25 protein-coding genes and 3 pseudogenes are annotated in these 25,783 nt (G+C 66.9%); 16 read left to right on the top strand and 12 right to left on the bottom strand.

The window, feature by feature from the left end:
• Positions 1 to 22 precede the first annotated feature (22 nt).
• A complete protein-coding gene (locus tag ACERZO_RS00140) occupies positions 23 to 1,057 on the top strand; it encodes a NucA/NucB deoxyribonuclease domain-containing protein (protein ID WP_372659878.1) in 1,035 nt (344 codons plus the stop codon).
• 26 nt (positions 1,058 to 1,083) lie between these two features.
• Positions 1,084 to 1,608: a hypothetical protein gene (locus tag ACERZO_RS00135; protein ID WP_372659876.1), complete on the top strand. Its 525-nt coding sequence runs from the start codon at positions 1,084 to 1,086 to the stop codon at positions 1,606 to 1,608.
• A 107-nt stretch (positions 1,609 to 1,715) separates the two neighbouring features.
• On the opposite strand, the gene ACERZO_RS00130 is transcribed toward ACERZO_RS00135, so the two are convergent.
• From ACERZO_RS00130 to ACERZO_RS00120, 3 genes are all read right to left on the bottom strand, one after another.
• A complete protein-coding gene (locus tag ACERZO_RS00130; RefSeq protein WP_372659874.1) occupies positions 1,716 to 2,054 on the bottom strand; it encodes a hypothetical protein in 339 nt (112 codons plus the stop codon).
• 257 nt (positions 2,055 to 2,311) lie between these two features.
• Positions 2,312 to 3,088, bottom strand: a complete 777-nt coding sequence (locus ACERZO_RS00125; protein ID WP_372659872.1) for an Ltp family lipoprotein — start codon at positions 3,086 to 3,088, stop codon at positions 2,312 to 2,314.
• A gap of 824 nt (positions 3,089 to 3,912) precedes the next feature.
• Positions 3,913 to 5,418, bottom strand: a complete 1,506-nt coding sequence (locus tag ACERZO_RS00120; RefSeq protein WP_372659870.1) for a caspase family protein — start codon at positions 5,416 to 5,418, stop codon at positions 3,913 to 3,915.
• On the opposite strand from ACERZO_RS00120, the gene ACERZO_RS00115 reads away from it, so the two are divergent.
• The 4 genes and pseudogenes from ACERZO_RS00115 to dnaA form a co-directional block, all read left to right on the top strand.
• Positions 5,401 to 5,721 (top strand): hypothetical protein, encoded by a 321-nt coding sequence (locus tag ACERZO_RS00115; protein WP_372659868.1) that lies wholly within the window; start codon positions 5,401 to 5,403, stop codon positions 5,719 to 5,721. The genes ACERZO_RS00120 and ACERZO_RS00115 overlap by 18 nt on opposite strands.
• Positions 5,722 to 6,138: 417 nt before the next feature.
• Positions 6,139 to 6,846: a hypothetical protein gene (locus ACERZO_RS00110; protein WP_372659866.1), complete on the top strand. Its 708-nt coding sequence runs from the start codon at positions 6,139 to 6,141 to the stop codon at positions 6,844 to 6,846.
• Positions 6,847 to 7,085: 239 nt separating this feature from the next.
• Positions 7,086 to 7,571 carry a hypothetical protein gene (locus tag ACERZO_RS00105; RefSeq protein ID WP_372659864.1) on the top strand — a complete coding sequence of 162 codons (486 nt, stop codon included), beginning with the start codon at positions 7,086 to 7,088 and terminating at the stop codon, positions 7,569 to 7,571.
• Positions 7,572 to 8,348: 777 nt separating this feature from the next.
• Positions 8,349 to 10,232 (top strand): annotated as a pseudogene (gene dnaA / locus ACERZO_RS00100) (chromosomal replication initiator protein DnaA); the annotation flags it as partial.
• Between the two features lie 176 nt (positions 10,233 to 10,408).
• Here dnaA and ACERZO_RS00095 read toward each other — a convergent pair.
• Positions 10,409 to 11,110, bottom strand: a pseudogene (locus tag ACERZO_RS00095) (DNA polymerase domain-containing protein); the annotation flags it as partial.
• 758 nt (positions 11,111 to 11,868) lie between these two features.
• On the opposite strand from ACERZO_RS00095, the gene ACERZO_RS00090 reads away from it, so the two are divergent.
• Positions 11,869 to 12,093, top strand: a complete 225-nt coding sequence (locus ACERZO_RS00090) for a hypothetical protein (RefSeq protein ID WP_372659862.1) — start codon at positions 11,869 to 11,871, stop codon at positions 12,091 to 12,093.
• A gap of 49 nt (positions 12,094 to 12,142) precedes the next feature.
• On the opposite strand, the gene ACERZO_RS00085 is transcribed toward ACERZO_RS00090, so the two are convergent.
• Together ACERZO_RS00085 and ligD are read right to left on the bottom strand one after the other, a co-directional pair.
• Positions 12,143 to 12,223 carry a peptidoglycan-binding protein gene (locus tag ACERZO_RS00085; protein WP_372662842.1) on the bottom strand — a complete coding sequence of 27 codons (81 nt, stop codon included), beginning with the start codon at positions 12,221 to 12,223 and terminating at the stop codon, positions 12,143 to 12,145.
• Positions 12,216 to 13,685, bottom strand: coding sequence for a non-homologous end-joining DNA ligase (ligD, locus tag ACERZO_RS00080; protein ID WP_372659860.1), 1,470 nt, complete (start codon positions 13,683 to 13,685; stop codon positions 12,216 to 12,218). Before ligD ends, ACERZO_RS00085 begins: the two co-directional genes overlap by 8 nt.
• 813 nt (positions 13,686 to 14,498) lie before the next feature.
• Here ligD and ACERZO_RS00075 point away from each other — a divergent pair.
• The 3 genes and pseudogenes from ACERZO_RS00075 to ACERZO_RS00065 all read left to right on the top strand — a co-directional run bounded on the left by ACERZO_RS00075 (position 14,499) and on the right by ACERZO_RS00065 (position 16,888).
• Positions 14,499 to 14,741, top strand: a complete 243-nt coding sequence (locus tag ACERZO_RS00075; RefSeq protein WP_372659858.1) for a hypothetical protein — start codon at positions 14,499 to 14,501, stop codon at positions 14,739 to 14,741.
• Positions 14,742 to 14,873: 132 nt separating this feature from the next.
• Positions 14,874 to 15,686: pseudogene (locus ACERZO_RS00070) on the top strand (8-oxoguanine DNA glycosylase OGG fold protein); the annotation flags it as partial.
• An 857-nt stretch (positions 15,687 to 16,543) separates the two neighbouring features.
• Positions 16,544 to 16,888: a hypothetical protein gene (locus ACERZO_RS00065; protein WP_372659856.1), complete on the top strand. Its 345-nt coding sequence runs from the start codon at positions 16,544 to 16,546 to the stop codon at positions 16,886 to 16,888.
• A 35-nt stretch (positions 16,889 to 16,923) separates the two neighbouring features.
• Here ACERZO_RS00065 and ACERZO_RS00060 read toward each other — a convergent pair whose 3' ends face one another.
• Positions 16,924 to 17,130: a hypothetical protein gene (locus tag ACERZO_RS00060; protein WP_372659854.1), complete on the bottom strand. Its 207-nt coding sequence runs from the start codon at positions 17,128 to 17,130 to the stop codon at positions 16,924 to 16,926.
• 1,201 nt (positions 17,131 to 18,331) lie between these two features.
• Between ACERZO_RS00060 and ACERZO_RS00055 the strand changes: the two genes are divergently transcribed.
• Positions 18,332 to 18,910, top strand: coding sequence for a hypothetical protein (locus tag ACERZO_RS00055; RefSeq protein WP_372659852.1), 579 nt, complete (start codon positions 18,332 to 18,334; stop codon positions 18,908 to 18,910).
• Positions 18,911 to 19,007: 97 nt separating this feature from the next.
• Here the strand turns inward: ACERZO_RS00055 and ACERZO_RS00050 are convergent, their stop codons facing one another.
• On the bottom strand, positions 19,008 to 19,205 hold the full coding sequence (locus tag ACERZO_RS00050; RefSeq protein ID WP_372659850.1) for a hypothetical protein: 198 nt from the start codon (positions 19,203 to 19,205) through the stop codon (positions 19,008 to 19,010).
• Positions 19,206 to 19,303: 98 nt separating this feature from the next.
• Here ACERZO_RS00050 and ACERZO_RS00045 point away from each other — a divergent pair, with 98 nt between their 5' ends.
• The 3 genes from ACERZO_RS00045 to ACERZO_RS00035 are packed head-to-tail and all read left to right on the top strand — an operon-like array spanning position 19,304 to position 20,292.
• Entirely contained in the window at positions 19,304 to 19,564 is a 261-nt protein-coding gene (locus ACERZO_RS00045; RefSeq protein WP_372662839.1) for a DUF6247 family protein, read from the top strand.
• A gap of 7 nt (positions 19,565 to 19,571) precedes the next feature.
• Positions 19,572 to 19,826, top strand: a complete 255-nt coding sequence (locus ACERZO_RS00040) for a hypothetical protein (RefSeq protein WP_372659848.1) — start codon at positions 19,572 to 19,574, stop codon at positions 19,824 to 19,826.
• Between the two features lie 43 nt (positions 19,827 to 19,869).
• Positions 19,870 to 20,292, top strand: coding sequence for a hypothetical protein (locus ACERZO_RS00035; RefSeq protein ID WP_372659846.1), 423 nt, complete (start codon positions 19,870 to 19,872; stop codon positions 20,290 to 20,292).
• 503 nt (positions 20,293 to 20,795) lie between these two features.
• Here the strand turns inward: ACERZO_RS00035 and ACERZO_RS00030 are convergent.
• Positions 20,796 to 21,119, bottom strand: coding sequence for a hypothetical protein (locus tag ACERZO_RS00030; RefSeq protein ID WP_372659844.1), 324 nt, complete (start codon positions 21,117 to 21,119; stop codon positions 20,796 to 20,798).
• A gap of 172 nt (positions 21,120 to 21,291) precedes the next feature.
• Between ACERZO_RS00030 and ACERZO_RS00025 the strand changes: the two genes are divergently transcribed.
• Positions 21,292 to 22,014 (top strand): Y-family DNA polymerase, encoded by a 723-nt coding sequence (locus ACERZO_RS00025; RefSeq protein ID WP_372659842.1) that lies wholly within the window; start codon positions 21,292 to 21,294, stop codon positions 22,012 to 22,014.
• Positions 22,015 to 23,083: 1,069 nt separating this feature from the next.
• Here the strand turns inward: ACERZO_RS00025 and ACERZO_RS00020 are convergent.
• Together ACERZO_RS00020 and ACERZO_RS00015 are read right to left on the bottom strand one after the other, a co-directional pair.
• A complete protein-coding gene (locus tag ACERZO_RS00020; protein ID WP_372659840.1) occupies positions 23,084 to 23,326 on the bottom strand; it encodes a hypothetical protein in 243 nt (80 codons plus the stop codon).
• Positions 23,323 to 23,658 (bottom strand): hypothetical protein, encoded by a 336-nt coding sequence (locus ACERZO_RS00015; RefSeq protein ID WP_372659838.1) that lies wholly within the window; start codon positions 23,656 to 23,658, stop codon positions 23,323 to 23,325. Before ACERZO_RS00015 ends, ACERZO_RS00020 begins: the two co-directional genes overlap by 4 nt.
• A gap of 214 nt (positions 23,659 to 23,872) precedes the next feature.
• On the opposite strand from ACERZO_RS00015, the gene ACERZO_RS00010 reads away from it, so the two are divergent.
• Complete coding sequence (locus ACERZO_RS00010; protein WP_372659836.1) at positions 23,873 to 24,235, top strand: LysR family transcriptional regulator; 363 nt, start codon at positions 23,873 to 23,875, stop codon at positions 24,233 to 24,235.
• 532 nt (positions 24,236 to 24,767) lie between these two features.
• On the opposite strand, the gene ACERZO_RS00005 is transcribed toward ACERZO_RS00010, so the two are convergent.
• On the bottom strand, positions 24,768 to 25,783 hold a 1,016-nt coding region (locus ACERZO_RS00005), incomplete at its 5' end, for a tetratricopeptide repeat protein (protein WP_372659834.1).

Genomic DNA, 25,783 nt, shown 5'->3' with positions numbered 1-25,783 from the left:
CGGGCCTGACACTCTCTCAATCATGACAGGCAAGATGCCTGATCGACCAGACACCTGCATACAGAAATCTCGCGAGCTACGCAACGCCGGAAAGCCCGGTAATTTCACATGCACTCGACCACCGAGCACGGAGTTCTCACAAAGCCACTCCGCAAAGACGTCAGCTGCAGGACCTGGCAGCCACCTCTGCCAACTTCTTGGCGACAACATGTTCGGGCAGCTCAAGAAGCGAGAGCAGTGCGTCAAGCTCAATCAGGGCATCCTGATCTTCGAGAAGGATAAACCTGTCGGAGAATATGATTTCCATATCACAATATATTCGGCGACGAATAACACCAGCCTTCGGTCAACCATGAGCTTCTATATCACCCCATACGCCGCCACCGGCACCGCCGCAGCGAAGCTATGGCGCGTAAACGGCTCATCTTCTTGCGAGGGTGACTGCACAACGCAAGGAAGTTTTGGCTACACCACGCTTTTTATGAATCAAACCGCGCAGGGAGATTTTATCGTCGATTCCTTACTGTCGCCGACAGGTGGGCCACAAGTACGCGAAGGCGCTCCTGACGTGAATTACTTTGTCGGATCACTTGGAGAAGCCCCCAATTTCTTCAGCGATGGCCTCGTCATCCCGATTCGCTGCGACAACATCTTGAAAGGTAACATCGGACCCGGGTGCGTATACCGCGGAAATGGCCTCTTGGTTTACCAGCCGACCGAACTACCTGAGCTCGTAGATCATATTCAGTACGCCCAGAGTATCGGAATCGCGGGAAGCCCGGCGGCCGGCCCACTACATCGCGAGACCAACGAGATAAGAAGGCAGCAAAATCGCGATAAGGCATGCCCTACCAGCTTGCCAAGGCCTGCCGGAAAAGACTGTGACGAGTACGCTTTCGCAAGCACTAAAGAAGGTGCCGCAAGCGGCGGCCCTTATGACATCAGAATGATCGACAGTACGCAAAACCAGCTTGGTGGCACCCAGCTAAACTCGATGTACCTGCAGCAACGTATGCTCGACAACGACAACTTCTACGTTGTCTTTCAGGAACCATAGATCAGCATACGAGCGGGGCGGCTTCCATGAGTCTAAGACTGAACGCCGAGGACAACGTACACGTCAGCTACCACCAGCTGCAGATCGTCGACCGCGGAATCGTCGATGATGGCGCAGCGCTCTCGTGGAAAAGTAACGGCCTTATAGATGTTCACCGAATCGGCCTTGCCACGGTCGCTTGCGGCGTGCACACAGGATATGTCTCGGTCCGAGTTGAACTGCACGATGACGAGCCGCCCGTATCGGTCGACGAGTGGGACGACGTCGTGGAAGTCTCTCTAACGGCGCCCCGCGGTCAGCTTCGCATAGTTGGCTTGATGTCGGACATTAGCCACGAGCTGCCGGTGATGAGCCATCGTGGGCCCGGTAATTATCGCCTGCGGGTACACGCTCGCGGCAGAGATGAAGCCGCCTACCCAACGGTCAGCGATGGGTCGTCAGTGCCGCCCGAAATTCTGCTCGTGCAGAGCTGGCCACATGGTGCATCGGCGCAGCACGTGCATAAGACCACAGATCGATATGGAGCCGAGTTGCGCAAATTCGCAAGTTGACCGCCCTTGGGCCGGCTGGCGGACTGAGCAATGCCGGTCCGCCAGCCATGGCACCCGCCGTGACGAACCGCGGCCTGCGGAGACCCACGCTGCTCGACGGCCTTGAACTACAGCTCGCTCAGCCGTCGCTGGGCGGCATCGTGCTCGGTAGCGCGGGCCACCCGGCACTGGTGAGCCATCGTGGCCGCGTGGACCTCTTGCTGATGAACGAGAATGCGCTCGGTGGAACCCTGGCGGCGCCAGGACAGGTACAGCGCGACGCCGCCGCCGCTGCCCACCCCGATGCTCAACCCGATCTTCAGGCCGTCCAGCCGCACGGTCACGTGCGCGGCGCCGGTGAGCGCCGCCCTCGCGCCCAAGCTCGCCGAACTCCGGGCCGCTGTCAGCACCCACCGCAGCATCTGAACCACAGATTCCTCTGCCCGTTCGCATTTCCACGCGGTCATGGACGACAACCTGGTCCACTTATCGTCGCCGTTACCTGAGGCCTCCGCGAGGACCCCGCCCGCTACTTCCGGCTACGCATCAAGCGATGGTCAACGCGACGCGCCCCCATAGAAGACGCCGGCCGCGTTGCTGGAACGCCTTACCCGCTTCCCGGCGCGAGACGCTCGACTTCCCGTGCCCGGTAACGATCGGCGACCAATTCCGCGACAGTTCGTATGGGTGAGGACATCCGTTACCCCCGCTGGTTGCGGCGGATCTACTTGCAGGCGGCAGTCTGACCAGCCCCATAGGCGGCCTGGGCCTTCGTGAAGCCGTCACCCGCCGACGATGACAGCTGCTGCTTCAACCCCGAGCAAGAGAACGACGTGAAGCTCAAGTAGTTCTCCGCCGACTTGACCGCCTGCGCGTTCCAGTCCACCGACAGACTGTCGACGGCCTGCGTCGCCACAATCTTCGGGAACCCGTCGCCGGCCGACGAGGACAGCTGCCGGATCAGCCCGTTGCGCGAGAACGCGGTGAAGCTCAAGTAGCTCTGGGCGGAGGCGCGGGCCTGCTCGACCTGCGGCGGGAACTCGGGTGCTTCGCTCGTAGTGGGTGCCGGCGGCTCGACCGGAGCAGCGGCCGCGGCCGAAGCGGCGGCGTCGTTCAGGTTGGGGCTGGTCGTCTGAATGTGATCGGGCGCGGCGACCGAGCTGGTCAGGGCAGCGGCGGGCATCCCGTTGGCGGCGTCGTTGACCGCCTTGCCGAAGGCCGCGGTCCAGAGCACGCAGATCACCAGCCCGATCGCCGACAGCACCACGGCGGTGATGGCCAGCCCCTTGTTGCTCGCCTGGCCCCGGTTGGCGCGCAGCGTCCCGACGATGCCGAAGATCAGCCCGAGGATCGTCAGCGGCCACGCGACGATCCCGATGATCGGGATGAACGCGAAGATCAACCCGATCAGACCGAGGACGAACCCGGCCGTGCCGAGGCCGTTCCTGGGTTGGTTCGCCACCGGCATCGGCACCGACAGCGGCATGGGGGCATAAGACACGGGGCTGCCTCTTTCAGTCCAGCGGCGACGCAACGGAACGCGTCACGCTCTGTGGCATTCGTCGACATCCGCATCCCGTGCGTAACAGTGCCCGAAAGCCGCTTCCGGTCACGGAAAGGAATCAGCCGACGATGATCCCGATCATTTCCGCTGGTGACCGCAGTGAGCGACTGACTCACTGCTGTTACCTAGGGTAAGAAATTGAAACTTCAAGTTCACTCGTTCGGAGCAGGTGGAGACGTAGGACGACGTCGCGCCGAGCTCAGGTACGACATGAGCGCTCACTGTCACTGGCTGGCGGCGAGCCTGCGAGACGACGACCCACCCTCACCTCCGGAGCTGCGGAAAACGCGAGCGTCGGGAGCGCCGCGGGCTAAATGACACGTTGACTGCGTTGATTGGATGAACCGCTCAGAGCGCGCCGTCATGACCCAACGGCCGCGACATCCGTCCAGCGTGATCCCACCGCACCCGCCCCCGCGTTACGTGACCGCACCACCCGCCGGCACGGCCGACCTGCTGGCGCAGTGGATGAACAGCAAGAAGCCGACAACCACGACTGCCCGCCCCGACCACCGCAGTCAGCGACGTCGCGCTGCTCGACTCCGTGGAAACCCTGTCCCGGCAGGTGTGGGCGGAGAGCTACGTGGAGCGGTTCACCGACGCCGACCGCCACTTCCGGCGCGGCACTACCCTGGCGGAGAGCTCGGCGGTGCGGACAAGGTGTCGCAGTACATCGGCTACACCCCAAGCACGGCACCACCGGCAACGACTGCCTGCCAGCGGTGTACGCGAGCTTCCAAGCGGGATGTCGAGTTAGTAGTTCAGGGCACCGGCGTGAGGCTGACGTGGTCCCACCGCAGCTCGCCTTCGCATTCCCGGGCCGGTTTCGGGTGATCGACCACGACGTCGAAGACGAGCGTGTCGCCCGCGCCGATGGCGGGCAGCTTGCCGGGCAATTGGAGGGCGAACGGGGACGAATCCGACCTCTGCGAGATGCGCGTTTCCCCTACTCGGGCTTCGATGCGGACGGTGCCACAGTTGGTGTTCTGGGAGATCGTTCCGCCCACTGCGAACTTGGCGGTGGGCACGAGGGGGTAGGAATCGATCCGGAGTTCGGTGTGCAACGACCGCACGCCACTCATCAGCCACCACGCCTTCGCGTCGGACTGCTCTGCGCCTGCGAACTGCGAAGGTACGTCGAGCGGAACCCAGGCGTCGGGGTAGGCGAAATGGTCCCCGGACACGTACTTCAGGTGCGGGACGCGCGGTGGTTCCGCAGAGCCGGACGTCGTCGACGGCGCGGATGGGTCACCACTGTGACTGTCCGGCAGGTTCGTGAAGAACACCGCCGCCGCGACAGCGGCCACCGAGACGCCGCCGAACGCCGCGGCGTACCGGCGTCGCCGCCCGGGCGCGACCGGGACGGCTTCAACGGGCGCCGACTTCCGTGCGCTCGGCGGTTCTGGATTCCGGGCAATGTACACATCCCCCGTCAGCTGATCATTCCGCGTCGGCGACTGCGTCGGGGAGACCGCCCGTACTCGCTCGTAGACGTAGGCGTACAGCTCAGCGACGTCGACCAGCCCGTCGCCGTCGAGGTCGGCCTCGCCAGTCCGCAGGCCTTCGGCGATCACCCTCGTGAACACAGACGGCTCCTGTACCCCGGACACCGACCGGGCGGTCCGCGTCTCGTAGGCGTACCCGAGGTGCGTCGAGGCCGTCATCACCGCGCAGCCCCGGCCGGAGCCGGCCAGCTGGTCGAGCACGTCCACCCTCGGGTCGGCCTTCGGCCTGGTGCCCGGCGGGAACGCGCCACCATAGCAGCAGTCCAGCCACAACACGACCCGGCGGGCCGGGCTGCGGTCGATCAACCGCCGAACGAACGCAGCCCCGACACCAGTGGATTCGAGCAGGTCCCGTTCCGTGTCGGCCACCGCCAGGTGCAGGTCACCGCCCTCGTCCTTGACACCGTGACCCGAGAAATACAGGAGGAGCAGGTCGTCGCGGCCCGCGCGGGCAAAGAACCGCTCGATTTCGACGCGCACGTCCCGGACCGACGCGTTTTCGCTGACCGCTACCGCGAAACCACCGATGCGGTCGTCGCCGAGGACCTCGTGCAGCGCCGCGACGTCATGCAACGGGGCCTGCAGTTCACGGAAAGTCGTGTCTACGTAGCTATCGGTGGCAATCAGCAATGCCTTGCGGGATCCGGGCACTGGGGGATCATAAGCGGCCCGGCGCCGACGGCGGGGCGCTATCCTCGCATCGTGCCGACGTATTCCCTCGAAGTGTGCGACGACGATCCGACGGTGCGCGATCACCTCCACCGGCGATTGCGCGAGGAGCTACTCGGCCTCGACGTCGATCAAGTCGGTTTCGCCGCCGACTGCGAGCTGCCGCCGGGTGCCAAGGCGGATCCGGCCGGGATCACCGCGGTCGTCGTTTCCCTGGCCACCTCGCCAGTCCTGTTGCAGCTTGCCGGCGCGCTGCGGGACTGGGCGAAACGTTCGGCCGGGCGCAGGATCATCGTCCGCGACGGCGACCGAGCCCTCGAAATCACCGGCTCCTCCGCCGAGGAGCACCGCCGGATCATCGAGAAATTCTTCGCGGAGAAGCAGCTGGAGGACTGACGGCTCCTGCGACGCCCCAAAGACCAGCCGCCGCAGCCGTGTTCGAACACCATGTACGGCATTCCTGAGGACCAGTCCGCGCCGTTTGAAGTCGGTAACGCCGCTGGCCAGCCGCCGAGCCACGGAGGTCGACCATCCGACTAGCCTGCCGTGACCCAATCTAGACCCGCACCACTTGTTATTCTCATTCCACACTGCGAGTACACGACGTTATACATCGCTCGCCTGGCCTAACGGCGGCCACCCAGGAGGATTACATAAGGGCTGTTATCGGCGCGGCCCAGCTGCCTGGAACCCAACCACCAGCCGCGCTCCCTGGCGCCCGCCAGGGAGCCTGCGGATTAAAAGGGGCGACCATGAACCTGGAGGGCACCGAAGGTGGATGCTGGGGATTCAGCGGCGTGGACGGCGGCGGTCGTGGCCATCGTCGCGGCTGTGCTTTCGACGGGCTCGACGGGCATCGCGATCTGGCAGGCGAAGTCAGCGAAACGAAGCGCTGACATCGCCGAGGAGGACCTTGCCGAGAGCAGGAAACAAACCGCGGCGGCGGAGCAAGCGGCTGCCGCTGCCGAACAGCAGGTCGCTGAAGCACGACGTCAGAACGAGATCACCGAGGAACAACTTCATCTTGCCCGCGAAGAGCTTGAAGCCGGACGTCATCGCGACCGGCAGACACAGGCTGCCAGACACGTCGCAACAGTGCACGAGGTCCGAGTCGCGGCCGAGGCGTTGCAAGACGAACTCCGCAGTGGCGTCGCGGCTGTCATCGAGTACCAAGTCCAGGTCAGACGGCCAGGCCTGGTCCTCGGCATAATACCGCCTCTCCTTCTCGGTCGCGCCGAGTCTGAGTGGGACACTGCGGTGAACAAGATCCGCGTGGATAAGCCTTCGTCGCCGACGCTCATGACCGCGATCGACGCCTTCGACAAGTACGCGAAGAGTGTCAGCAAGGCGATCTGGAATGCTCAGGAGAAAGCTACGGACTACGGGTTGTCCAACGCCGCAGAGGCGGCTTTGGTGCGCCTGGTTGATGGCGCCGGGGACCAGCATGAGGCTTTAAAGCGGGCTTGTGACGAGTTCTTCGCCGCCAACGGCGTCGCCCCGGGCGACCTCACGGCCCCCTAAGCAGGCGTCCCGTCAGCCGCTGGGGTCGCCCTCCTGCGCGCGATGCAGGTAACAGTCACGTCGTCGGGTCCACGACGAGCAAGCTCAGCAGCGGTCAGGTCGGAACAAAGGTTGGTCATGTGCATGGAGTCGCAGACGCCTTGCTCTCATCCGCGAATTCACCCGCGCCCAGGTAAACCTACGCCCGCCGCGCTCGAGAAGCAGCAAGCCCTGGGAAAGCTGCCTGTAGGGTCTCGTCCATGCTTTACCGTCTGCGTCCGCCATCCAACCTCACGTGGTGCAACCTTCCCGGCAACACGATCGAGCTCAGTCGCCGGCATCCGGAGGCCGACTTCGACAGGCTGCCTTGGGCACCGACCGAAGCACGCGTCTTCAGCGAAGACCTTCTGCGAATCGCCGTTCGTCACGGCGTTTCGTCCAACTCAGGCCTAGTTGTGGACGTCCGTTACACCTTGGACCTCGGAAGAGCCGACGAGCTGCGCAGTGGTCAGCTCGCTCTCGACGAAGCGCAGGCGAATCTCCGTACGAGCGCGAGTATGCAGATGATCGAGCAGATGTTCCCTGGACATATTGAGTCAGGAGTCCAGCTCGACGAGGAGGTCCGAGCCAGCACCGAGAAGATCGCCCGAGAGGCCGAAGAGGACCTGGCCGATGTACTAGCAGCGCCCGTGCGCCAGCAACTGGTCGAGCACTGGCAGCGGCTGGGCGGGCACTACCCGGACTGACCCGGCGACCGCGCTAAGCTCCTCAACTTGCGAGCGTTCGCGGCGCGAGCCGAGGCAGGAGCGACCTCCGCGAGCAATGCAGCCAGCGCGGCCGGGTCCACCCCGCCGCCGGCGGCGAAGGTGAACTGGCTCGACTCGCCCAGACGCTGCCAACTACCTCGACCGCCGGTCGGTAGAGTGCCGACAGGGATGCGAATACTGTGGCAGTTCGCGTTGCGTTCGGCGCCGTGACCACCAGTTCGATCCGGTTACGGCGCCGCTCAGAACGCCAGCCAGGATGATGTTGGTTAGGATCGATGTTACGGCTACGACCGTAATCACTAGTGGAACTGCCACGATTACTAGCAGTAAAGCCGTGTTGCGGCTGGCTTCTCTGTTGGTGAGCACCAAACGTGCCAAATTCGACCACGGTCGAGTGTGGTCTGCCTGACGGGTTGGGTGACCACACTGTGAGCAACCGCTGACATCGTCGGTCTCACAATCACGGTAGTTCACAGGGTCCTTCTTCGGCTTGTCGGTATCGGCGCCGAGGGAGCGCGCCCCAGGCCGGCGCCTGACTTGTACCCTTCGGCTACTCTGCATGTTCACGTTGTAGCGAGGTGTGGTGTTGTCCGGCTATCCATCGCGGACAACTGCGCGTCCAGTGGGGTACGGGGGTCGACAGTGGTCGGCAGCGAGCGGAGCAACAAGGGCGGTGCTCGCCCGAAGATCAACGAGCCTGACCTCACTGAGAGGTTCGGCCCAGAAGCGGTCCAGTTGACCGCGCTGTTATACGAGATGCGACATGAAGCAAGCTTGAGCAACGTGGCAGTCGCCCAGCGCTGGGCCGACACGGAACCTGACGAGTGCCGTAAGTTCAGCGTGCTGTCGGGCGCAGGACAAGTAAATCCTAAACGCCTCAGCGAGGTCATGCAGTGGCAGCGAGGAATTCTTCCCGCCGGACTTATCAGGGCATACCTATACCTCTGGCAAGAAAAGCTAGGCAAGACCGACGAGCAAGCTCGAATCCCAGCCGATCGAATGACGTCGCTGTGCGCCACTATTCACCGCACCAAACCTTCAGAGCAGACTCGCAAATCGCGAGGACGGCAAGTCGATGCCACATCGCTATATGAACGCATTGCAGGACTACAGGCAGAACTGTTGCAAACAGAAAGGGCCCGCGCGGCAGCCATTCAGGAGCGAGACGGCTTTCAGAAGATAGTCCTAGTCCTGCTGCACGTAACCGTCGATCTGCAACACAGGCTGGATATCGCCACCTTTGATCACAGCTCTTACATGTTAACCGGAATTGGCCACGAAGGCCGCGCAACTCAGGCAGCAGAACTTGTCGCCTCCTCGAGAGAAGAGCATGCAGCCACAGAAGGTGTTGCCCAACGAATACGGCATCAGATCGACCTCGCACGCAGGAAAGCGATCGAGGCCGAGATGATTGCTAAAGCTCTACGCGAACACAGCGATGATCTAAGAGTACAACTGAAAGAGATCACCAATGATCCCGTTGAGGATATTTCCTCAACCGAAGCTACCCCCGACAACACGCTAGAAGCCCCAGTCGAAAATGGCTCTCCCGATCAGCTGAACGCTTGGCTTGATCAAACCAGTCAACTGCTACAAAACCACACCGATGATCTTGCCGCGATCCGGCGAACGGCCCAGTGGCCGGACGCTGTCGACCGGCATCAGCCCGCCAGCCAGGCACACATGCGGACAGTCATCGAGACCGCGGGTTCCACCAACGAAGCCACAGCGGCAGCCCACGACCAAGTCCGCCCGGATAACTCGGATAACTGGTCATCCAGCGAATTTGACGTCGAGCCCCCCTCCGAATCGACCGGGAAGCAGGTTGAAGAGGACAGTGACCTTCAGGTCGGAGTGCATGAAATCTGGCCGACGTTCTCCGGGCAGCCGATCGCCGGCCAGCCCTACACCGCGTGGGCGCAGCCGCAGACAGCTAAGCTGAACGACAAGTACACCTTCGACACGTTCGTCATCGGCGCGTCCAACCGCTTCGCGCACGCGGCCGCGGTCGCCGTCGCCGAAGCGCCGGCCCGCGGGTACAACCCGCTCTTCATCTGGGGTGAGTCCGGGCTCGGCAAGACGCACCTGCTGCACGCGGTCGGCCACTACGCGCAACGGCTCTTCCCCGGCATGCACGTCCGGTACGTCTCGACTGAAGAGTTCACGAACGACTTCGTCAACTCGCTGCGCGACGACCGCAAGGTCGAGTTCCAGCGCCGCTACCGCAACATCGACATCCTGCTCGTCGACGACATCCAGTTCCTGGAAGGCAGAGAGGGTACGCAGGAAGAGTTCCTCCACACCTTCAACACTCTCCACAACGCGAACAAGCAGATCGTCGTCAGCTCCGACCGCCCGCCGAAGCGCCTCGAGACGCTGGAAGACCGGCTGCGGACGCGGTTCGAGTGGGGCCTCATCACCGACATCCAGCCGCCCGAACTGGAGACGCGCACCGCGATCCTCCGGAAGAAGGCCGCGCAGGACAGGCTGGCGGTGCCCGGCGAGGTACTGGAGTTCCTTGCCGAGATGGTTGGACCCAATATCCGTGAGCTGGAGGGCGCGCTGCTCCGGGTCACCGCATTCGCGGCACTCAACCAGCGGCCGGTAGACGTGCACCTAGCCGAGACCGTCCTAGAAGATCGACAGAAACGGAACTGAGTTGGGCGAGCAGTCCACGACTCGGCCACCAGCATCGACGGCGCAGTGACCGGCTCCGGAACACGTGGCCAGTGGTAGCAGGTCGATCCACACCGGCTCGTCCCACCTGGCCAGGCACTGCAGGCCCCGCCCCGAGGCGATGATGAATCTGAATCTCATCAGGCAGGAAGCAGCGCCGTAGTATTGCCGAGCTGGGCGAAAACGTCGCCGTGGCGCTGGACGCGGTCGAGGACGTCGTCGGCCGTGAACGTCAGCTGCGCTACGTGTGTGCACTGCTCAACTTCGGCCCAGGTGACCGGTGTCGATGCGGTCGGACGGTCGCGGCCGCGCAAGGAGTAGGGGGCGACGGTGGTCTTGGCCGGGTTGTTCTGAGACCAGTCGATGAACACCCGGCCGTTCCTCTGGTTCTTCGCCATGACCGCGGTGACCGACGGCGGCGTCTCGCGAGCCAGTTGCTGAGCGAGTTTCTTGGCGTAGGCTGACGGCGCCGCCGGGTCGTCACTGGTCACCGCGCAGTACAGCTGCATCCCCTTCGACCCGGAGGTCTTGGCGAACGCGGTAAGCCCGTCGGCGTCGAGCAGCTCACGCAGCCGTTCAGCGACCCGGCAGCAGTCCACGATCGACGTCCCGGGACCAGGGTCGAGGTCGAACACCAGCCGATCCGGCGGGCACCGTCCACAGTCGGGATCTACGCGCCATTGCGGGACGTGCAGTTCGAGCGCGGCCATGTTCGCTGCCCACACCAACGCTGGCAGTTCCTCCAGCAGCGCGTACTCGATGACGCCCCCGCCGCGGCCGGAGTGGGTGCCCGTGCTGGGCAGCCGGACCGTGGGCAGCCATGGCGTCGGACTCGGTTTCGGACACGTGCGGGTCGAGATCGGACAGGCCCGGCCGCCGGATGCGCAGGATCACGAACCCGCGTGCGCGCAGCTCCGCCGCCTCGTTCTGGAACCGCACGTCCGGGACGACCACGGGGCCGTGGACCCGGCGGATGCGGTCGGTCAGGGCCGTGATCCACACGTCCGGCCCGAGGGTGTCTCGCGCGCTCACGCCGAGCCGCTGAAGGAACCGGCGGGCCTCGGGGTTGTAGTCCTTCGCCCGCTCCCAGCCGAGCCGGTCGACCGCGTCGGCGAGCCGGTCTCCCTCGTGCAGGATCGGACTCGTGGCGTAGGCCATGGCCTTGAGCGGGTCGGCGAAGGCCAACCGCGTGTACCCGTAGTTCTGGACGAGCACGGTGGCGGCGGTGTCCTTGCCTGATCTCATCCGGCCGACGATGCCGACCGACCTTCGTGTCATCTGCCCCCCTTTTGTCGACTGCTTCTGAGGTGTTCAGTGGCGGTGACGGCCTCCCAGGGGACATCCGGCAACCGTTACCCGTTCGGCCGTATCCGTTACCAACTTGTGACGGTCGTTTGAGCTGGGAGTGAGGATCAAAGGGGGAACCGTCCCGCTCGATGGGGTGAAACTTCCCCGGCCGAATGTCTGAATAAATCACTACGTGTAGGCGTCCGCGCGGCTCGATTAGGCGACTGTGCCCGGCGCTGTCCGGCGACTACGCTTGCCTGCGATAAGGCGCGCGGCGCGGCGCGTTGGTGGGGGCGTCCCCGAAGGAATGCTATTGGAGACGGTCTACGAAATACTGTCAGTTGGCGCAATACTGCTTGGCGCGCTATTTCTTACGTACAAATACGATGCTGAAATGGAGATGAGCTTCAAGACGTGGCTTACCGTCAAGGCGGGACGTAAAACGCCGGGAGTGGACGCGACGCCGAAGGTTACGAAGGAGACTTTGGAACCTGACAAAGAGCCGCCGGAAGAGGCAAACAAGGTTAGTAACGAGTAGCGAAATAGGCCGGTCTGATAATGATTAGAATTGTCAGACCGGCCTATTCTTAGAGCTTCAGAGCCGTGAGCGTGCGCGGACCCGCAATACCGTCGGCGACGAGCCCGGCCCGGCGCTGGAACTCACGCACCACGCTTTCCGTACCGGCCCCGTAGACGCCGTCCGCCGTGAGATGCGGGTCCGGGGCGCCGTTGGGGACGTTCTTCTCGAAGAACTGCTGCTTGCCCTCCCCGACGCCGTCGGGGAAGCGGATGAACGTCAGCGATGTGCGAGTAGTAGTTGATCACCTCGCCCTTCGTGTACCCGTCGGCATAGAGCGGTTTGTCGAGGTTGGACAGGGTCAGACGCCGGTTTCCGGCCTGCACCGTGACTTTCTTCCTCGGGGTGGCCGTCGGTGCTGCGGTCGGCGCGGCAGCCGCCCCGACCGGGGCAGGGGTGCCCGCCAGGTCTGGTGCCGCCGCCGTCTCGGCCGATGCCAGCACAGGACCGGGTGCGACGACCTCGTCGGGGACGCGGTCCTCGCGTAGACCGCGCCAGGCGGTGTGCCGGACGCGGCCGGCGCTGGTGAAGGTGCGGAACACGACTTCGCCGACGAGCTCGGGTTCGACCCAGCGGGCCCGGGCGACGTCCGCTCGGGGCGGCGCGACCGCGAACGGATGCGTCCGTCGCTCCAGGGGCTCAAGGCGGGCTTGCAGACGGGAGCGGTCGGCCTCGCTGAACCCTGTCCCCACGTCTCCGATGTAGACCAGGTCGCCGGTGTCGGGGTCGGGGGCGCCGAGCGCGAGGCCGCCCATCCGGCCGGCGATGCGGCCCTGGCCCGGACGGTAGCCGCAGACGATGACCTCGGTGGTGCGGATCAGCGGGTGCTTACGCCAGCCGTCGCTGCGCCGGCCCGGCTGGTACGTCCCGCTGCGGCGCTTCGCGACCAGGCCCTCATAACCGGCGGCCGACGCATGTTCAAGCAGGTTGGCGGGGGTGCGGCGTTCGGCGTCCAGCTCGGTGAACGTGAACGCCCGTACCACCGACACCCGGTACGGGTCGGGCATCGGCAGCGCGGCCAAGCGGGCGCGGCGCTCGTCGTAGGGCTCGGCGAGCAGGGATTGACCGGCCAGGTGCAGCAGGTCGAACAGGATGAGCCGGACTTCGATGTCGGATGCGAACGGGTCGTCGCGGCGGATGGAGCTGCGGTGGGTCTGGTATCGGCCGCGGCGTTCCTGCATCCGTTCGAAGTCGATCCGGCCGGCCGGGCTGTAGGCCACGACCTCGCCGTCCAGCACGGCGTCCTGCCCGCCCAGCGCGGGAGCAAGGACGGTGGCCAGGTCGGCGAACTCGTCGGTGAAGTCGATGCCGTTGCGGCTGGTCAGCACGGTCGTGCCGTCGGCGGCGATGCGCATGCAGGCGCGGTAGCCGTCCAGCTTGTACTCGTACGCCCACTCCGGCCCCGAGGGGAGCCTGCCGCCGTCGGGTGTCGCGAGCATGGGCTCGATCCAGGCCGGCACCCCGCCGGCCGGGTCGCCTTGTGTCGCCATGACCGCCTCCGTCCCGGCCACCTGCTCCCGATGATTGACAGGCTGTGCGTCGTCGCAGGTCACCACGGTAACCCGGATAGAGCAGCCGCACCCTCGGCTGCCGTAACCGGCCGCGCGACCTTGTCATCCCACCGCCCTTCAGTTCACCAGCGGAAACTGGCGCCAAGCAGTGCTGGGCGCGGTGATCGAGCATCCCCCGACCGGGTGTTCATGATCTGCAATCTCGTCACCGACCACCCTGCTCCCGGTTTCACCGACGTGCGCGGCTGTCGGGGCCGCGCGCGGGGACCGGTGTCCACGACGGCTGGGGAGCCGCCGGACGCCACCAGGGGAAACGGTGTGCCGGGCTCGCGTAGGGGGCGAGCCCGGCACACTCGCCCAGCCTGCCGCCGACGCCGCACTCGCGGCGGCGTTCCTGGTCCGGACCACGGCTCGGGGCTCTCGGCGGCGCGTCGAGTGCGTAACAGCGAGGGACGGCGGGTCGACATGGGCTCTGCGGCATCCGCCGCGGGCCCGGGACCGGCGGCAGCTTCCCTCCCCCGAGACTGCCGCCGACCCCGGCCATTTTCCAGCCCCGCCGCGACTGCACGGCACGCCTCACGTCGCACGACGCCGTGTCTCCCCGAGCAGCCGGACGTTGAGCCCACAGCATCCGGTTCCCTCCGCCCGCCCTAATGCCGCACGCGACCCATGCCACCTCCGAAGGAGAACCTGCTACCGATGATGATCGAAGCGCGATGATCCCGTCGAACGAGCCGGAGGTGGGACACATGAAGGGCGAACGGCTAGTGCGGCTGGTCGCCGCCAGCCGCGAAGTCCATGTCTCTGCCGAGCCAGGCAGCGAAGTCGTGCGCTACTCGGGGATCAGCGTCGTGCGTGTGGACGACGGGCGGGCGGCCGGTGGGCCAGACCTGGGTGCCGCTCGGCGCCTCGCCCAGCTTCGCCGACGACGAGACCGTGATCGCGGCCTTGCGCGAGGCAGTGCAGTGGCGCCTGGCCGGCGCTTCACCACCTCGGCTCAACACGGCGGCGCCAGAGGAACCGGATACCGACCTTCGCAATTCCCGATATAGGCCAGAAAACCCGGACCACTCGACGACCTACACTCCGACGAACTGACTCCAACCACGACCTCACACCGGCAAGCAACGGGGGACGCGTGACCAACTTTCCCGACACGGCAGCTCCCGACGCGTTGCAGCCGCCGTTCAGCGATGGCGGGCACGCGGCAAACCGCCGCAGCCGCCCTCAAGCTGGTCGCGTCCATCGTGGCTCCGGTCCTTCCCGCAGCACCACGCGTTCCTCAGCGCGCTGCCCGAGCCGATCGACCGCGCCGAAGCCGCCCGCCACACCGCGCACGCCAGGACCGCCGAGGGCGCCGAGCAGGCCTTCCTGGCCGCGATGATCTGGGGCTACGGACCGGTCGGGTACGGGCCCTGGCGAACAGCCCGCGTACTGACCGACAACACCCGCGCCGCCGAACGATTGGCCGAGGTGGCACGCATCGCCCAAGACCACGGCGGAGCCGCAGCCTTCCGCGACCTCGCCGACAAGCGGCTGCGCTACCTGGGCGTGGCCTTCGGCACCAAGTACCTGCGGTTCGTCACCGCCGCCGAATTCTCCCAGCACCCCAGCACTCCGATCCTCGACGCCGTCGTCCGCCGCTGGCTGATCACCCACGCACATACGCGCCTGAACATCGACGACTGGCGACCCTCGACATACGACCGCTACCTCGCGCTGCTGACGTCATGGGCGACACAACTCGACCTGACCGCGGACAAGGTGGAGGAACTGATCTTCCGCTCAGCCATCAGCCAGGCCGGGTCCGCCCTGTGGGGCGAGGAATGGTTGAGGGCTGAGCCGGCGCCGCCGCAGCAGGCCGCCAGCCAGGCGCACGCCACGCTCCTCGAACTCGATCGGCTCTTCGAGACCGCCGACCCTCAGTCCGCCGCCGACGCCCGAGCGCACCTGGACGAACTGGCCACCATCATCCGCGACCGCTGGGACGCACCGGCCACCCCGCACGGCACCGGGCAGCTATCTGCCGATCATCCGGAGTGAAGGGCAGGCCGCGGCGGTGACAGCCGAAGCCGGGCAGCACGACAGTGCTGGCACAGCAGTGGACGAGGCGGGCGCGGGGCGGTGGCCGAGGCCACGCATGCAGTGCACCGCCGACCTCGACAACACCGGAGCCCCGCTCCCCCAGCGTCCGCGGGCACGCCCACAACCGTGGCTCGCCGCGACCGCGAACGACGGTGAACGCCGGGCTGGGTGGGATCCGTGGAAGTTCGACGACGATCGCGCCGCGCGCATGCGCTACGGCGACCTCTGCCAGGTCTGCGGCGCACCGCGGACGGACGTCGTGTACGTGCTGGCGCCGGCGAACCAGATCGGCACGTTGGTCGAGATGTACGGCGGCGCCGTGTGCTCGCTCAAGTGCGCGCGCCTGACCGCGGCCGTGTGCCCGCACTACACCACAGCCGGCTCCCCGACCCTCATCTACGCCGTCCCCCGTCACGAACGCGTCGACCTCGTCGGCTGCGACCTGGCCAACGACGACGAATACGACATCGCCGGTCTCACCCCCGCGGCCTCGGTCTCGACCGGCCGCGCGCCGGAGGACGCCACCGGAACTTCGGGGGACGCGGGCACGGCGACAAACGGGTCCGCCGCCACGCCGACCTCGATGGGGCCCGCGGCATTCCGGTGCCGGGACTGCCGCAGCGACCTGGCGCACGACCCCGAACTGCACGACCAGCTCCTCTGCACCAACCCGCAATGCTTCGCCGCAGGATCGCCGGTGGCGCTCTGGCGAGCGCAACGAGCCCGCGTTCGCCGCGGCGAGGACCGCCCCGCCCCCCGGAGCCGGTTGGCCGCGGCCACTTGTCGAGGGTCGTCCGCACCCGTGGGTGACGCCGGTGTCGAACGGGAAGCCCTGGTGGCGGCTGCTGGACGGCGCCCGCCAAGCCCTGGCCCAGGACGCCTCGCTGTGCCAAGTCTGCGGCGAACCGCTGCCCACCAGAGCCCTGGTCGTCCTCGACGGCGCCAGAGTGGTCTCCGACACCGCGTTGCACCCGCGCTGCCTCGCAGTCGCCGATGCGGTGTGCCCGCACCTGGCGCGTTCAGCGACCCGCTACACCTACGCCGAGGTGACCCGCCTCGACCTGCTCGCCGACGGCCGCCCGCTGACGCCGCCGCGTCCCGACGCCGTCGAGGACGACGACGTCCTCTGGGTCGCGACGTGGACCGCGCCGACGCACTGAGCTGAGAACGCGATGCTCTCACCCGACCCGCCCGATCAGCGGTCGCTCCACGGGTACGCGGCGCTGAACTGGTCGAACGCGGTGTTTAGCTCCGTATCGCGGGCGACGTGATCCACGACGATCGAGGATGCGGCGACGACGCCGGCAGCGTCGAGGACTCCGGCGACCGCGTGCACGATCGCCGCGTACCGTCCTGGCGGCACGTCGATCGGCAACCGAACCCGAATCTCGCGCGATTCCACTCGCTCAACAGTGCCTGTCGTCCGCCGGCGACACCAAGCCTCGACCGGGTGATCTCGCGGGTGACGCGCGCTGGCTGTCAGCGAGCTCCAGTACGTCGGCCCCCGTAACAGCACGGCCAGTACCCGGGTCAGAACCGCTTGACCGTGCAGTCCGGACCCGGCATGTCTTCGCTGTACAACTTCGTGTCCGTTCCGACCCATACAGTCACCGGGGATCGGCTGGTCCAGGTGGCTTCTGCCAGCGTGAACGGAGTGCAGTTTTGCGCTGCCTCGTCCGCGACCTGCGCGACTACCGCGGCGCCAGCCTGCCGGGGATCGCGAACTCGCCGCCAGAGCCCACGTGACCTAGCGCGGCGACCCACTGCGATTCGCTGAACCGCGTGGGCGTGTCGGAGCGCGTGTCACAGCTCGAACACGGGTCTACTTGTAGGGCCGACCTGTTCTGCTGCCTCGTACTGCAGTCGAGGGAGCACTCCGAGCCTCGGCTTCATCGAGCTTCCGCTCGATGGTGCTTCGGAGAGGAAAGGAAGGCGGTTGGTCTTGACTTCACGTCGGGATCGACGGCGTGACAGCTGGAAGTGCCGGGTCACCGTCACGATCACGGGTTCCGTGACGGTGCCCGGGTTGGTGGCCGCCTTGGTGCCGGTACTCATAGGCCTCGCGAACCTGTACCCGCGCTAGTCGGTCACCTGGCTGTCCGCGCTCGGCGAAGTTCGCTCATCGAGCGGGCTTCGCCGAGCCTTTGCCCTTTTGACGCGTACGCGTCAATGCCACCATAGACGCCTTCATGATCAACGCCGGTAACTCGATCGGCTCGGCGAGGCGCATGACACAGCGCGGATCGGTCTCCGGCATTCGGGACGATCTCGGCTGACGCTCGTCGCGTTGCTCCAGCGCGTCGAGGACGCTCTGGTGGCGAACTGGAACGTCACCGTCGAGCGCCCGAAGGAGCTGCTGCTCGCGCTCCCGCGCGTCGACACCAGCCCGGCACTGGGCGTCAACGGCGACGGCCAGCTCGCCATCAGCTTCGACGCGACCGGCGGCTGGATGCTCACCGGGCCCGGATCAGCGGGATGGTGCAGGTGGACAACGTGTACGCGCCGTTCGACGCGGCCGGGGCCGCCGAAGTCGCCGAGATCACCGTGCAGGTCAACCGCGACCCCAGGAACCCGTTCCCTCTCCGGTAGACGAAACTGTGCCGATGCCGTCTGAGCATTCTCGCGACGCAGCACGGCGACGACTGCGCCGGGCGAAGCGCAACGTCCAGCAGCTGCTATTGACCGCATTTTTCACCGCCGTCATGGTCGGGGTCGGCCTCGTCGTGAACAGCATGACGACCGGCGGTTCACCCTCCGAATCGCCTCCTGCCTGGATCGCCCTCAGCGGAGTCCTTGCCGTGGCGGCAGGAAGCGGCGCACTGACGTTCTGGAGAGCAGAGGCACGTTCGCGCCGGGAGGAAGGCGAGGTGACGTACCGAGACAGAATCACCGAGGTCAAGGACCACCTCACCCGCACCAGCACACTGCTTCGCGCACTCGAAGACGACCTGGCCACTCGAACGAAGCTGCTCGAACAGGCCGAGGCGGACGCCGACCGGTACGAGAAACTGGCGTCGCTCAACGCGGAGCAAGCGAAGGCTGTCGAAGACCTCGTAGGCAGGCAGTTCCAGCGGCAAGGGCGAGCGAACGCGATCTACTGGTGGGCTGCCCTCGTGATCGCCTTCATCTCCGGCATCGTCGTCAACGCGGTCACGCCCACCGTGCTGTCCTGGTTCTCGTAGCGCCGCCGCGTCACGCGTACCCGGCGTACGGCTCCCGGACGGGGGAGCGGCGGCCGTAGCCGGCGTCGCGGCGGTTTACGGCGGCCCGTTGCCGCCGCTAGTGGCCAAGCACGACCTGGTCCTGGTCGCCGTCCCAGCCCGCCGTGAGGTTCAGCCACGCGCCGAACGCGGCGCCGACGTCCTCCGGAGCAATCGCGCGCGCCTGGACGAAGTGGTCGAAGTCGGGGAAGTCGCCGCTGTGGCACCCCGGGCACACCGTGTCGGCGGCCGGGTCGGGGCTGCTCGGCGTGCTCATGGGCTCGACGGTAACCCGGGCCCCCGCCGGGCAGGCTATGGTGAGCGGGTGACCGCGGCCGCGCACCACGAGCCCGGCGAGCTGGATTCGCCCGGGCGATCTGGGCTGCCCTCCTGCCGGAGGAGCGCGACGCCTTCGACGCCGCGTACCAGGTAGCGCTGGCCGATGCGGGGGAGACTCGCAGCCTGAAGGCCGTCGTCGCGACGCTGGAGAACTGGCGGGCCATCGCCCGGCAGACACAAGCCGACCCGGCCGCGCACCGCGCGATGCTCCAGCAGGCCGAGCGCACCCTCGCTACCGGCGAGGCCCCCGCTGGCGCTGTGTCGCTCGCCGACATGCGGGCGCTGTTCCGCCGGTAGAACCCTGTTGGCGTACCGCATCGAGACGGACCCGCGCGTCCTCGACCAGATCCACGCGCTCCCCGACGACGTCGTGCCCGAGCTGGCCGCCGTGTACGACCTCCTCGAGCTGGTGCCGCTGAGCGGCCCGCCGTACAACCTCGCCAAGCCCAAGAGTCCGATGCGGCAGCTGCCCTTCGCGGATGGCCGCGAACTGGTCACCTACCTGGTGCTGGAGGACCAGGAGCGCGTCGACGTTCTCGACGTCACCTGGCTCGGCTGAGGTCCCAGGGCGTTTCATCGGGCGAGCTGGCAGATTGTGCGCCATGAACAGCGTGCCCGAACCGAGCCTGCTCCAAGACGGCGCCTGGATCGCCACGATCCTCAGCGGCTTGTCCATCGTGGCCGGCGTGATCGTGTGGATCTACAAGCAGTTCCGCGGATGGCAAGAGCATCGGCGGGCCATCCGGCATCGCAACTGGCACGGCTACATCCTCCTGGGCTCGGTGTCGAGCTGGTACGTCCGGACCGCCGATGACCCCAAGACCCCGACCGGCCGGATCGTGCTGGACGTGCTCGACGGTCCTGACGGCACTCCGAACGCCAACCGCGCGCACTCGCTGCGCCTGCAGATCGCGGCGGATGGCATCATCGCCCGAGCGCCAACGCCGGGGGAGGACGCCTTCCTGAGGGCGCTGGGCCGCAAACGCGGCGGAGGCAACGACCCGGAGGGGTTCCCGGTGCGCTGACCGCACCGTCACTCGCTCGGCTGAGTTCCGCGGCTGCCCGATCGGCGACCTCGTCGTCGGCGATCCGCGAAAGTAGCCAGTTTTCGACGGCTTCGGTGGTGTTCGACATCGCGGCGGCCTCCCCTGGCGGTGCTGCGATAGCGAGCCGTTTGGCCGTACCTGCGCGGCCCAACTTGACAGAGAAGTCGAGATCTCTCAATATTCGAACACAAGTTCTATCCGAGCTTCTGGGTCGCCCGTGGCTTCATCCCGCGGGTGTCTCCGGTGCGTGTTCGTGGTGCTGGAGGTGCAGCGTGGCGCTAGCGGAGGCGGTGGCTGGGCTCGCCGCGCTCCCCGGCGTTCGGACTGCCGCGCAGCTAGCCACCCCCAGCTCGGAGACGCCCGACGCGCCCGGCGGGACGCTGCCGGTCTCCCCCGCGCTGGCCGGGCTGCTGCCGGCAGGCGGCCTACGCCGTGGGACCACCGTGACGGTCGCCGGGTCGGCCGCCTTGGTCATCGCGCTGCTAGCCGAGGCGACCCGGGCCGGGTCGTGGGCCGCGATCACCGGCATACCCGACCTCGGTGTCGCCGCCGCCGCAGAACTCGGCGTCGACCTCGACTGCCTCGCCCTGATTCCCGACCCCGGCACCGAGCTCGTCGCCGTCCTCTCCGCCTTGATCGATGGCTTCGACCTGGTCGTGCTCGGCCCCGTCGCCCCCCATGGCGTACAGCCGCAGCTCGCGCGCCGGCTGGCCGGACGCGTCCGCAACCGCGGCGCCGTCCTGTTGAGCACCACACCCTGGCCCGGCGCCGACCTCGAACTGACCGTGTCCCAGCGCCGCTGGCACGGCATCAACGCTGGCGGCTCCGGCTACCTGCACTCCCGCGAACTCGTCGCCACCTGCCGCGGCCGCGGCGCCGCCGCGCGCCCCGGACCGCCGCGCTGCTGCTACCCGGGCCAGGCGGCGGCGTCGCCCCCGGCGAGCCCCGTACCGCGCGGCGGCTGGCCGAGGTGGCCGGGTGAGCGGCGACGCGGTCCGGTTGCTGGTGCTGTGGTGCCCAGACTGGCCGGTCGTCGCCGCCGGCGCCGCTGCCGGGACCCCGCCCCTGGCTCCGGCCGCGGTGTTCTCCGCCAATCGCGTCGTCACCTGCTCCGCGGCGGCGCGCCGCAGCGGGATCGTGCGCGGGATGCGCCGCCGCGATGCCCAGGCCCGGTGCCCGGAGCTGGTGGTGCACCAGCACAACCCGGACCGCGATGCCCGGCTGTTCGAACCCGTCGCCGCCGCCGTCGAGGCCCATGCGGTCGGGGTCGAGGTGGTCCGGCCGGGATCGTCGCGGTCCCGGTCGCCGGCGCGGCGAGTTACTTCGGTGGCGAAGAAGCCCTCGCCGAGCTGCAGCTCACCGAGGTCGAAGCCCACGCCGGCGTCGAGTGCCAGGCCGGGGTCGCCGACGGCCTGTTCGCCGCGACCCTCGCCACCCGTCGCGCCGCCTTCGTCCCGCCCGGAGGCACCGCAGCCTTTCTGGCGCCGTTGTCGGTCGCCGAGCTGGACCAGCCAGGCGACGAGCGCGGTGAGCTGGTCGGGCTGCTGCAGCGCCTCGGGCTGCGCACCCTCGGCGCGTTCGCCGCGCTCACCGAACGCGAGGTCGCCGGCCGCTTCCCCCTGGACGCAATCACCGCGCACCGGATCGCCCGGGGTTTCGCGCAGCGGCCGCCGGTGCGCCGCGCGCTCCCGCCAGACCTAGCGATCACCGAAACGTTCGAGCATCCGCTGGAGCGGGTCGACGAGGCCGCGTTCGTCGCCAAAACCCTCGGCGAGCGGTTCTTCGCCGGACTCGCCCGGCACGGGCTTGCCTGCACCCGGCTGGCGATCACCGCGCTCACCGACGCCGGGGAGGAACGGGTGCGGGTGTGGCGGTGCGCCGAGCCGCTGACCGCCCGCACCACCGCGGACCGGGTCCGGTGGCAGTGCGAGGGCTGGCTCACCGTCCGCGTCCGCGACCGCCCCAGCGCCGGGATCGTGCGACTCACGCTCGATCCCGAGGAGGTCGTCGGCGGGAACGCGCTGCAGCTGCAGCTGGGATCGATGGGCCAGGACGCCGACGCCGCCGAGCGCGCCGACCGGGCGCTGGTCCGGATCCAGGGCCTGCTCGGGCCGGACGCGGTGTACACGCCTTTGCTGGACGGCGGCCGCGGACCGGCCGAGCGCGTCCGGCTCGTCCCGTGGGGCGAACCACGACACCCCACTCTCGAAGACCGGCCGTGGCCGGGACGCCTGCCAACCCCGTCACCGGCGCTCGTACCGTCCTGCCCGGCATCGGTGTCCGTGCTCGACGCAGCAGGCGACGTCGTCCGCTGTAACGAGCGCGGCGAACTCACCCACTCGCCGGCCACGATCGTGATCGGCGACGGGCCTCCGCGCCGGGTCCTCGCGTCGGCCGGGCCGTGGCCGGTTCGAGCCGTTTCACCTAGCCGGAGCAGGCCGGCGATCGTGCGGGTCCAGGTGGTGGTGGAAGGAACCGACGACGACGACGCGTTACTGCTCAGGGCCGACGCCGCCTCGAATCCGCGATGGACAGTAGAAGGCGACTACCAGTAGCTATCCGGACCACGACGCCACCCCGAATACCGTTCACCTCAGTCCGCCCCACGTCGCGTCGCCGCGAAGGTCGCATCCGAAGCTGCGGCAGCATTGAAGTTGGTCTTGACTTCAGCTTGTTGGCGCGCGAGGCGGCGGCATGACCGTATCCCGACGCGAAACGATCTTTGGTTGAGCCAAGAATTTTCGCCGCGTGGCAGGGAACCGAGGGGCGGTCACACCAGCTTTGCGACCAAGACAACGGCGACGATTGCGAGGGTCAGCACGGCCACCCCCAGCGCGGCCCGGATCCATGGGGTCCACGAGTCGCCGGCGATCGTGGGTTGAAAGAACTGCAGCACGGCCACCACGATCGCGGCCAACGCGGTGCCCGTGAAGGCGCCGAGCGTGGTCTGATTCGTCGCTTCCGGGGGTTGAGGCTGGTCGTCACGCGAGGCGTCGCCCGTTGTGCCGGTCATTGGGCACCTCCGGCCTTCGACACGTTCTCGGCCTTCTTCTTCACCGCTTTGCGCGTCTTGCGCTGCAGGCGTTGGCGGTCCCGGGTACCGAATGGCGACCTGAGTGCCCGGTGGTGAATGGTGCGCCGTCCGGCAGGGTGGCGGTGGTCGAGAACCTTCACAGGGCGTTGAATGAGTACTCCCGCCTGGTCGAGTTCGCGGTAGCCGCGCTCCGCGGTGCGCTCGCTGATCCCGTACCACTTGGCCATCCGCTCCAGGGCGACGCTGAAGGTGGGGGTGGTCGGGGTCTGAGTGTCGTGGAGGAGGACCAGGAACATCGCTTTGCCGGGCAAGGTGAGCTTCTCGCTCAGGCCGCTAGTCCAGTATTCGTGGGGGACGACGAAGAAGCCTGGCCCGTCCTCCTCGGAGTCTTCGCCGGCGCGAACCCAGGGGGTTCCATCGCCGGTCTCATTGAGCGGGCTGATGAGGGTTCGGCGCCCGTCCTGCTCCCGGGTCAGCAGGTTCCCCGCAACGATCCTCAGCTGGTGCCGCCGCTACAACCTGTCGGTGCGTCCCGCCGGCCCCAACATGCAGTACAGCGAACTCTGCCCGGCCGGGGCGATTCCACCCGAGCTGCGGCCCGTGCTCACCGGTGGCCGCCCGTGGAAGCGCCTGATCGCGTTCGTCCACCTCCGTGACCATCCCACGCTGCCCGCCGCTGCAGCCGCGCTCGCGATCAATCCGAAGACCCTTGCCAGCTACATCAGGCGACTCGAGCGGGAACTCGGCCAGCAGCTCGTGCACCGCTCCGGTGAGCGGGGCGCGATCACCCCGCTCACCGACAAAGGCCACGCGTTGGCGACCACCATAGCCACCGTTCTCACGCAAGCACCCCGCCTAGCTTCGAAGGCGCTTCCGGAGCTCTGCTAGGGCAGATAGCACGGTCCTGTGAATTCCGCTCCCTGTACTTGTCTTACACCGGAGTTTAGTCGAGGTTGAGGACCACAGCAGTGTTTCCACCGGAAACGGCCCTTCGTGACCTGCGTCGACATCGCGGAGGAAAGCGGGCATCATAAGGGCTATCGTGTCCGTGGCGCTCCTGACCATCGCCCTGGCAGCCAGCGCAGCAGCGCGGGCCGCGGCCGCGGACCCCGCCGGTCGGCGGCCCGGACTTTCTGGCAGTCGTCGAATGGGCCCGGTCGTCGCTGACGGTCGTCAACGACAGGCTCGTGTTGGGCGATGACGACGCCGGGCGAGCAAAGCAGTGGATTTACGCCAATAACCACTACACCCGCACCGCGACCGGGCAGTGCCTGATCACGCCCCAGCGTGATCGACTCAATCCTGGTCGCGCTCTCCGCCTACAACGTCGACGACACCCACCAGCATTGGGCCCGAAAGTCCAGCGACGTCAACCGATATGCATACGCCGCCGCCGGGCGTTACCTGAACGCGGAGGACTTCAGGCGTCGTTGGTGCGGCCAGTGGGCGGGTCTGGCGCATTGAGGCTAAGAGTTACTGCTTCATCGTGGCGGCCGAGAAGATCCAACTGCTGACAAAGATGCGCCAGTTCGCTTCGGTAACGTGCTTCGTATAGCTGTGGATCTTTTTCAGTGCAGGCTCTGTACACCACCACTGCTTCACGTTCGGCGATGAGTGCGCCCTCGATGTCATTTACTTCCCGTCGGTAGATCCCGAGGTTTTTCAAACCCCCGGCAAGGTCGGGGCGATATTGATCAGGCACGAGGTCAGCCAGCCCACGGTAGATCGTGACTGACTCTTCAGTCGCCTCCAGGGCTTCCCTATACCGGCCCACCGCATGCAGGATTATCCCGAGCCCATTCAAAGAGGCGGCGAGGTCGGGGCGATACCGATCAGGCACGATCGCGGCCAGCCCACGGTAGATCGTGACCGACTCTTCAGCGGCCTCCAGGGCTTCCCTATACCGCCCCAGCGCCCACAGGTTGAGCCCGAGCCCCTTTAAAGAGTCGGCGAGGTCGGGGCGATACCGATCAGGCACGATCGCGGCCAGCCCACGGTAGATCGTGACCGACTCTTCAGCGGCCTCCAGGGCTTCCTGATACCGCCCCAGCGCACGCAGGCACCACCCGAGGTTGCTGAGGGAGTTGGCGAGGTCTGCGCGATACCGATCAGGCACGATCTCGGCCAGCCCACGACGGATCGTGACCGACTCTTCAGTCGCCTCCAGGGCTTCCCGATACTGCTGCCCCTCCCACAGGAGGGCCCCGAGGCTGCTGAGGGAGTTGGCGAGGTCTGCGTAATACCGATCAGGCTCGACGTCGACCAGCCCACGACGGATCGTGACGGCCTCTTCAGTCGCCTCCAGGGCTTCCCGATACCGCCCCACCTTCTCCAGACAGGCCTTGAGGTTACTCAGGGAGTGGGCGAGGTCTGCGCAATACCGATCAGGCTCGACGTCGACCAGCCCACGGTAGATCGTGACGGCCTCTTCAGTCG

It is taken from the genome of Amycolatopsis kentuckyensis (assembly GCF_041679295.1).
GTDB classification, from domain to species: domain Bacteria; phylum Actinomycetota; class Actinomycetes; order Mycobacteriales; family Pseudonocardiaceae; genus Amycolatopsis; species Amycolatopsis kentuckyensis_A.
This window is presented reverse-complemented; position numbering and strand designations above follow the sequence as displayed.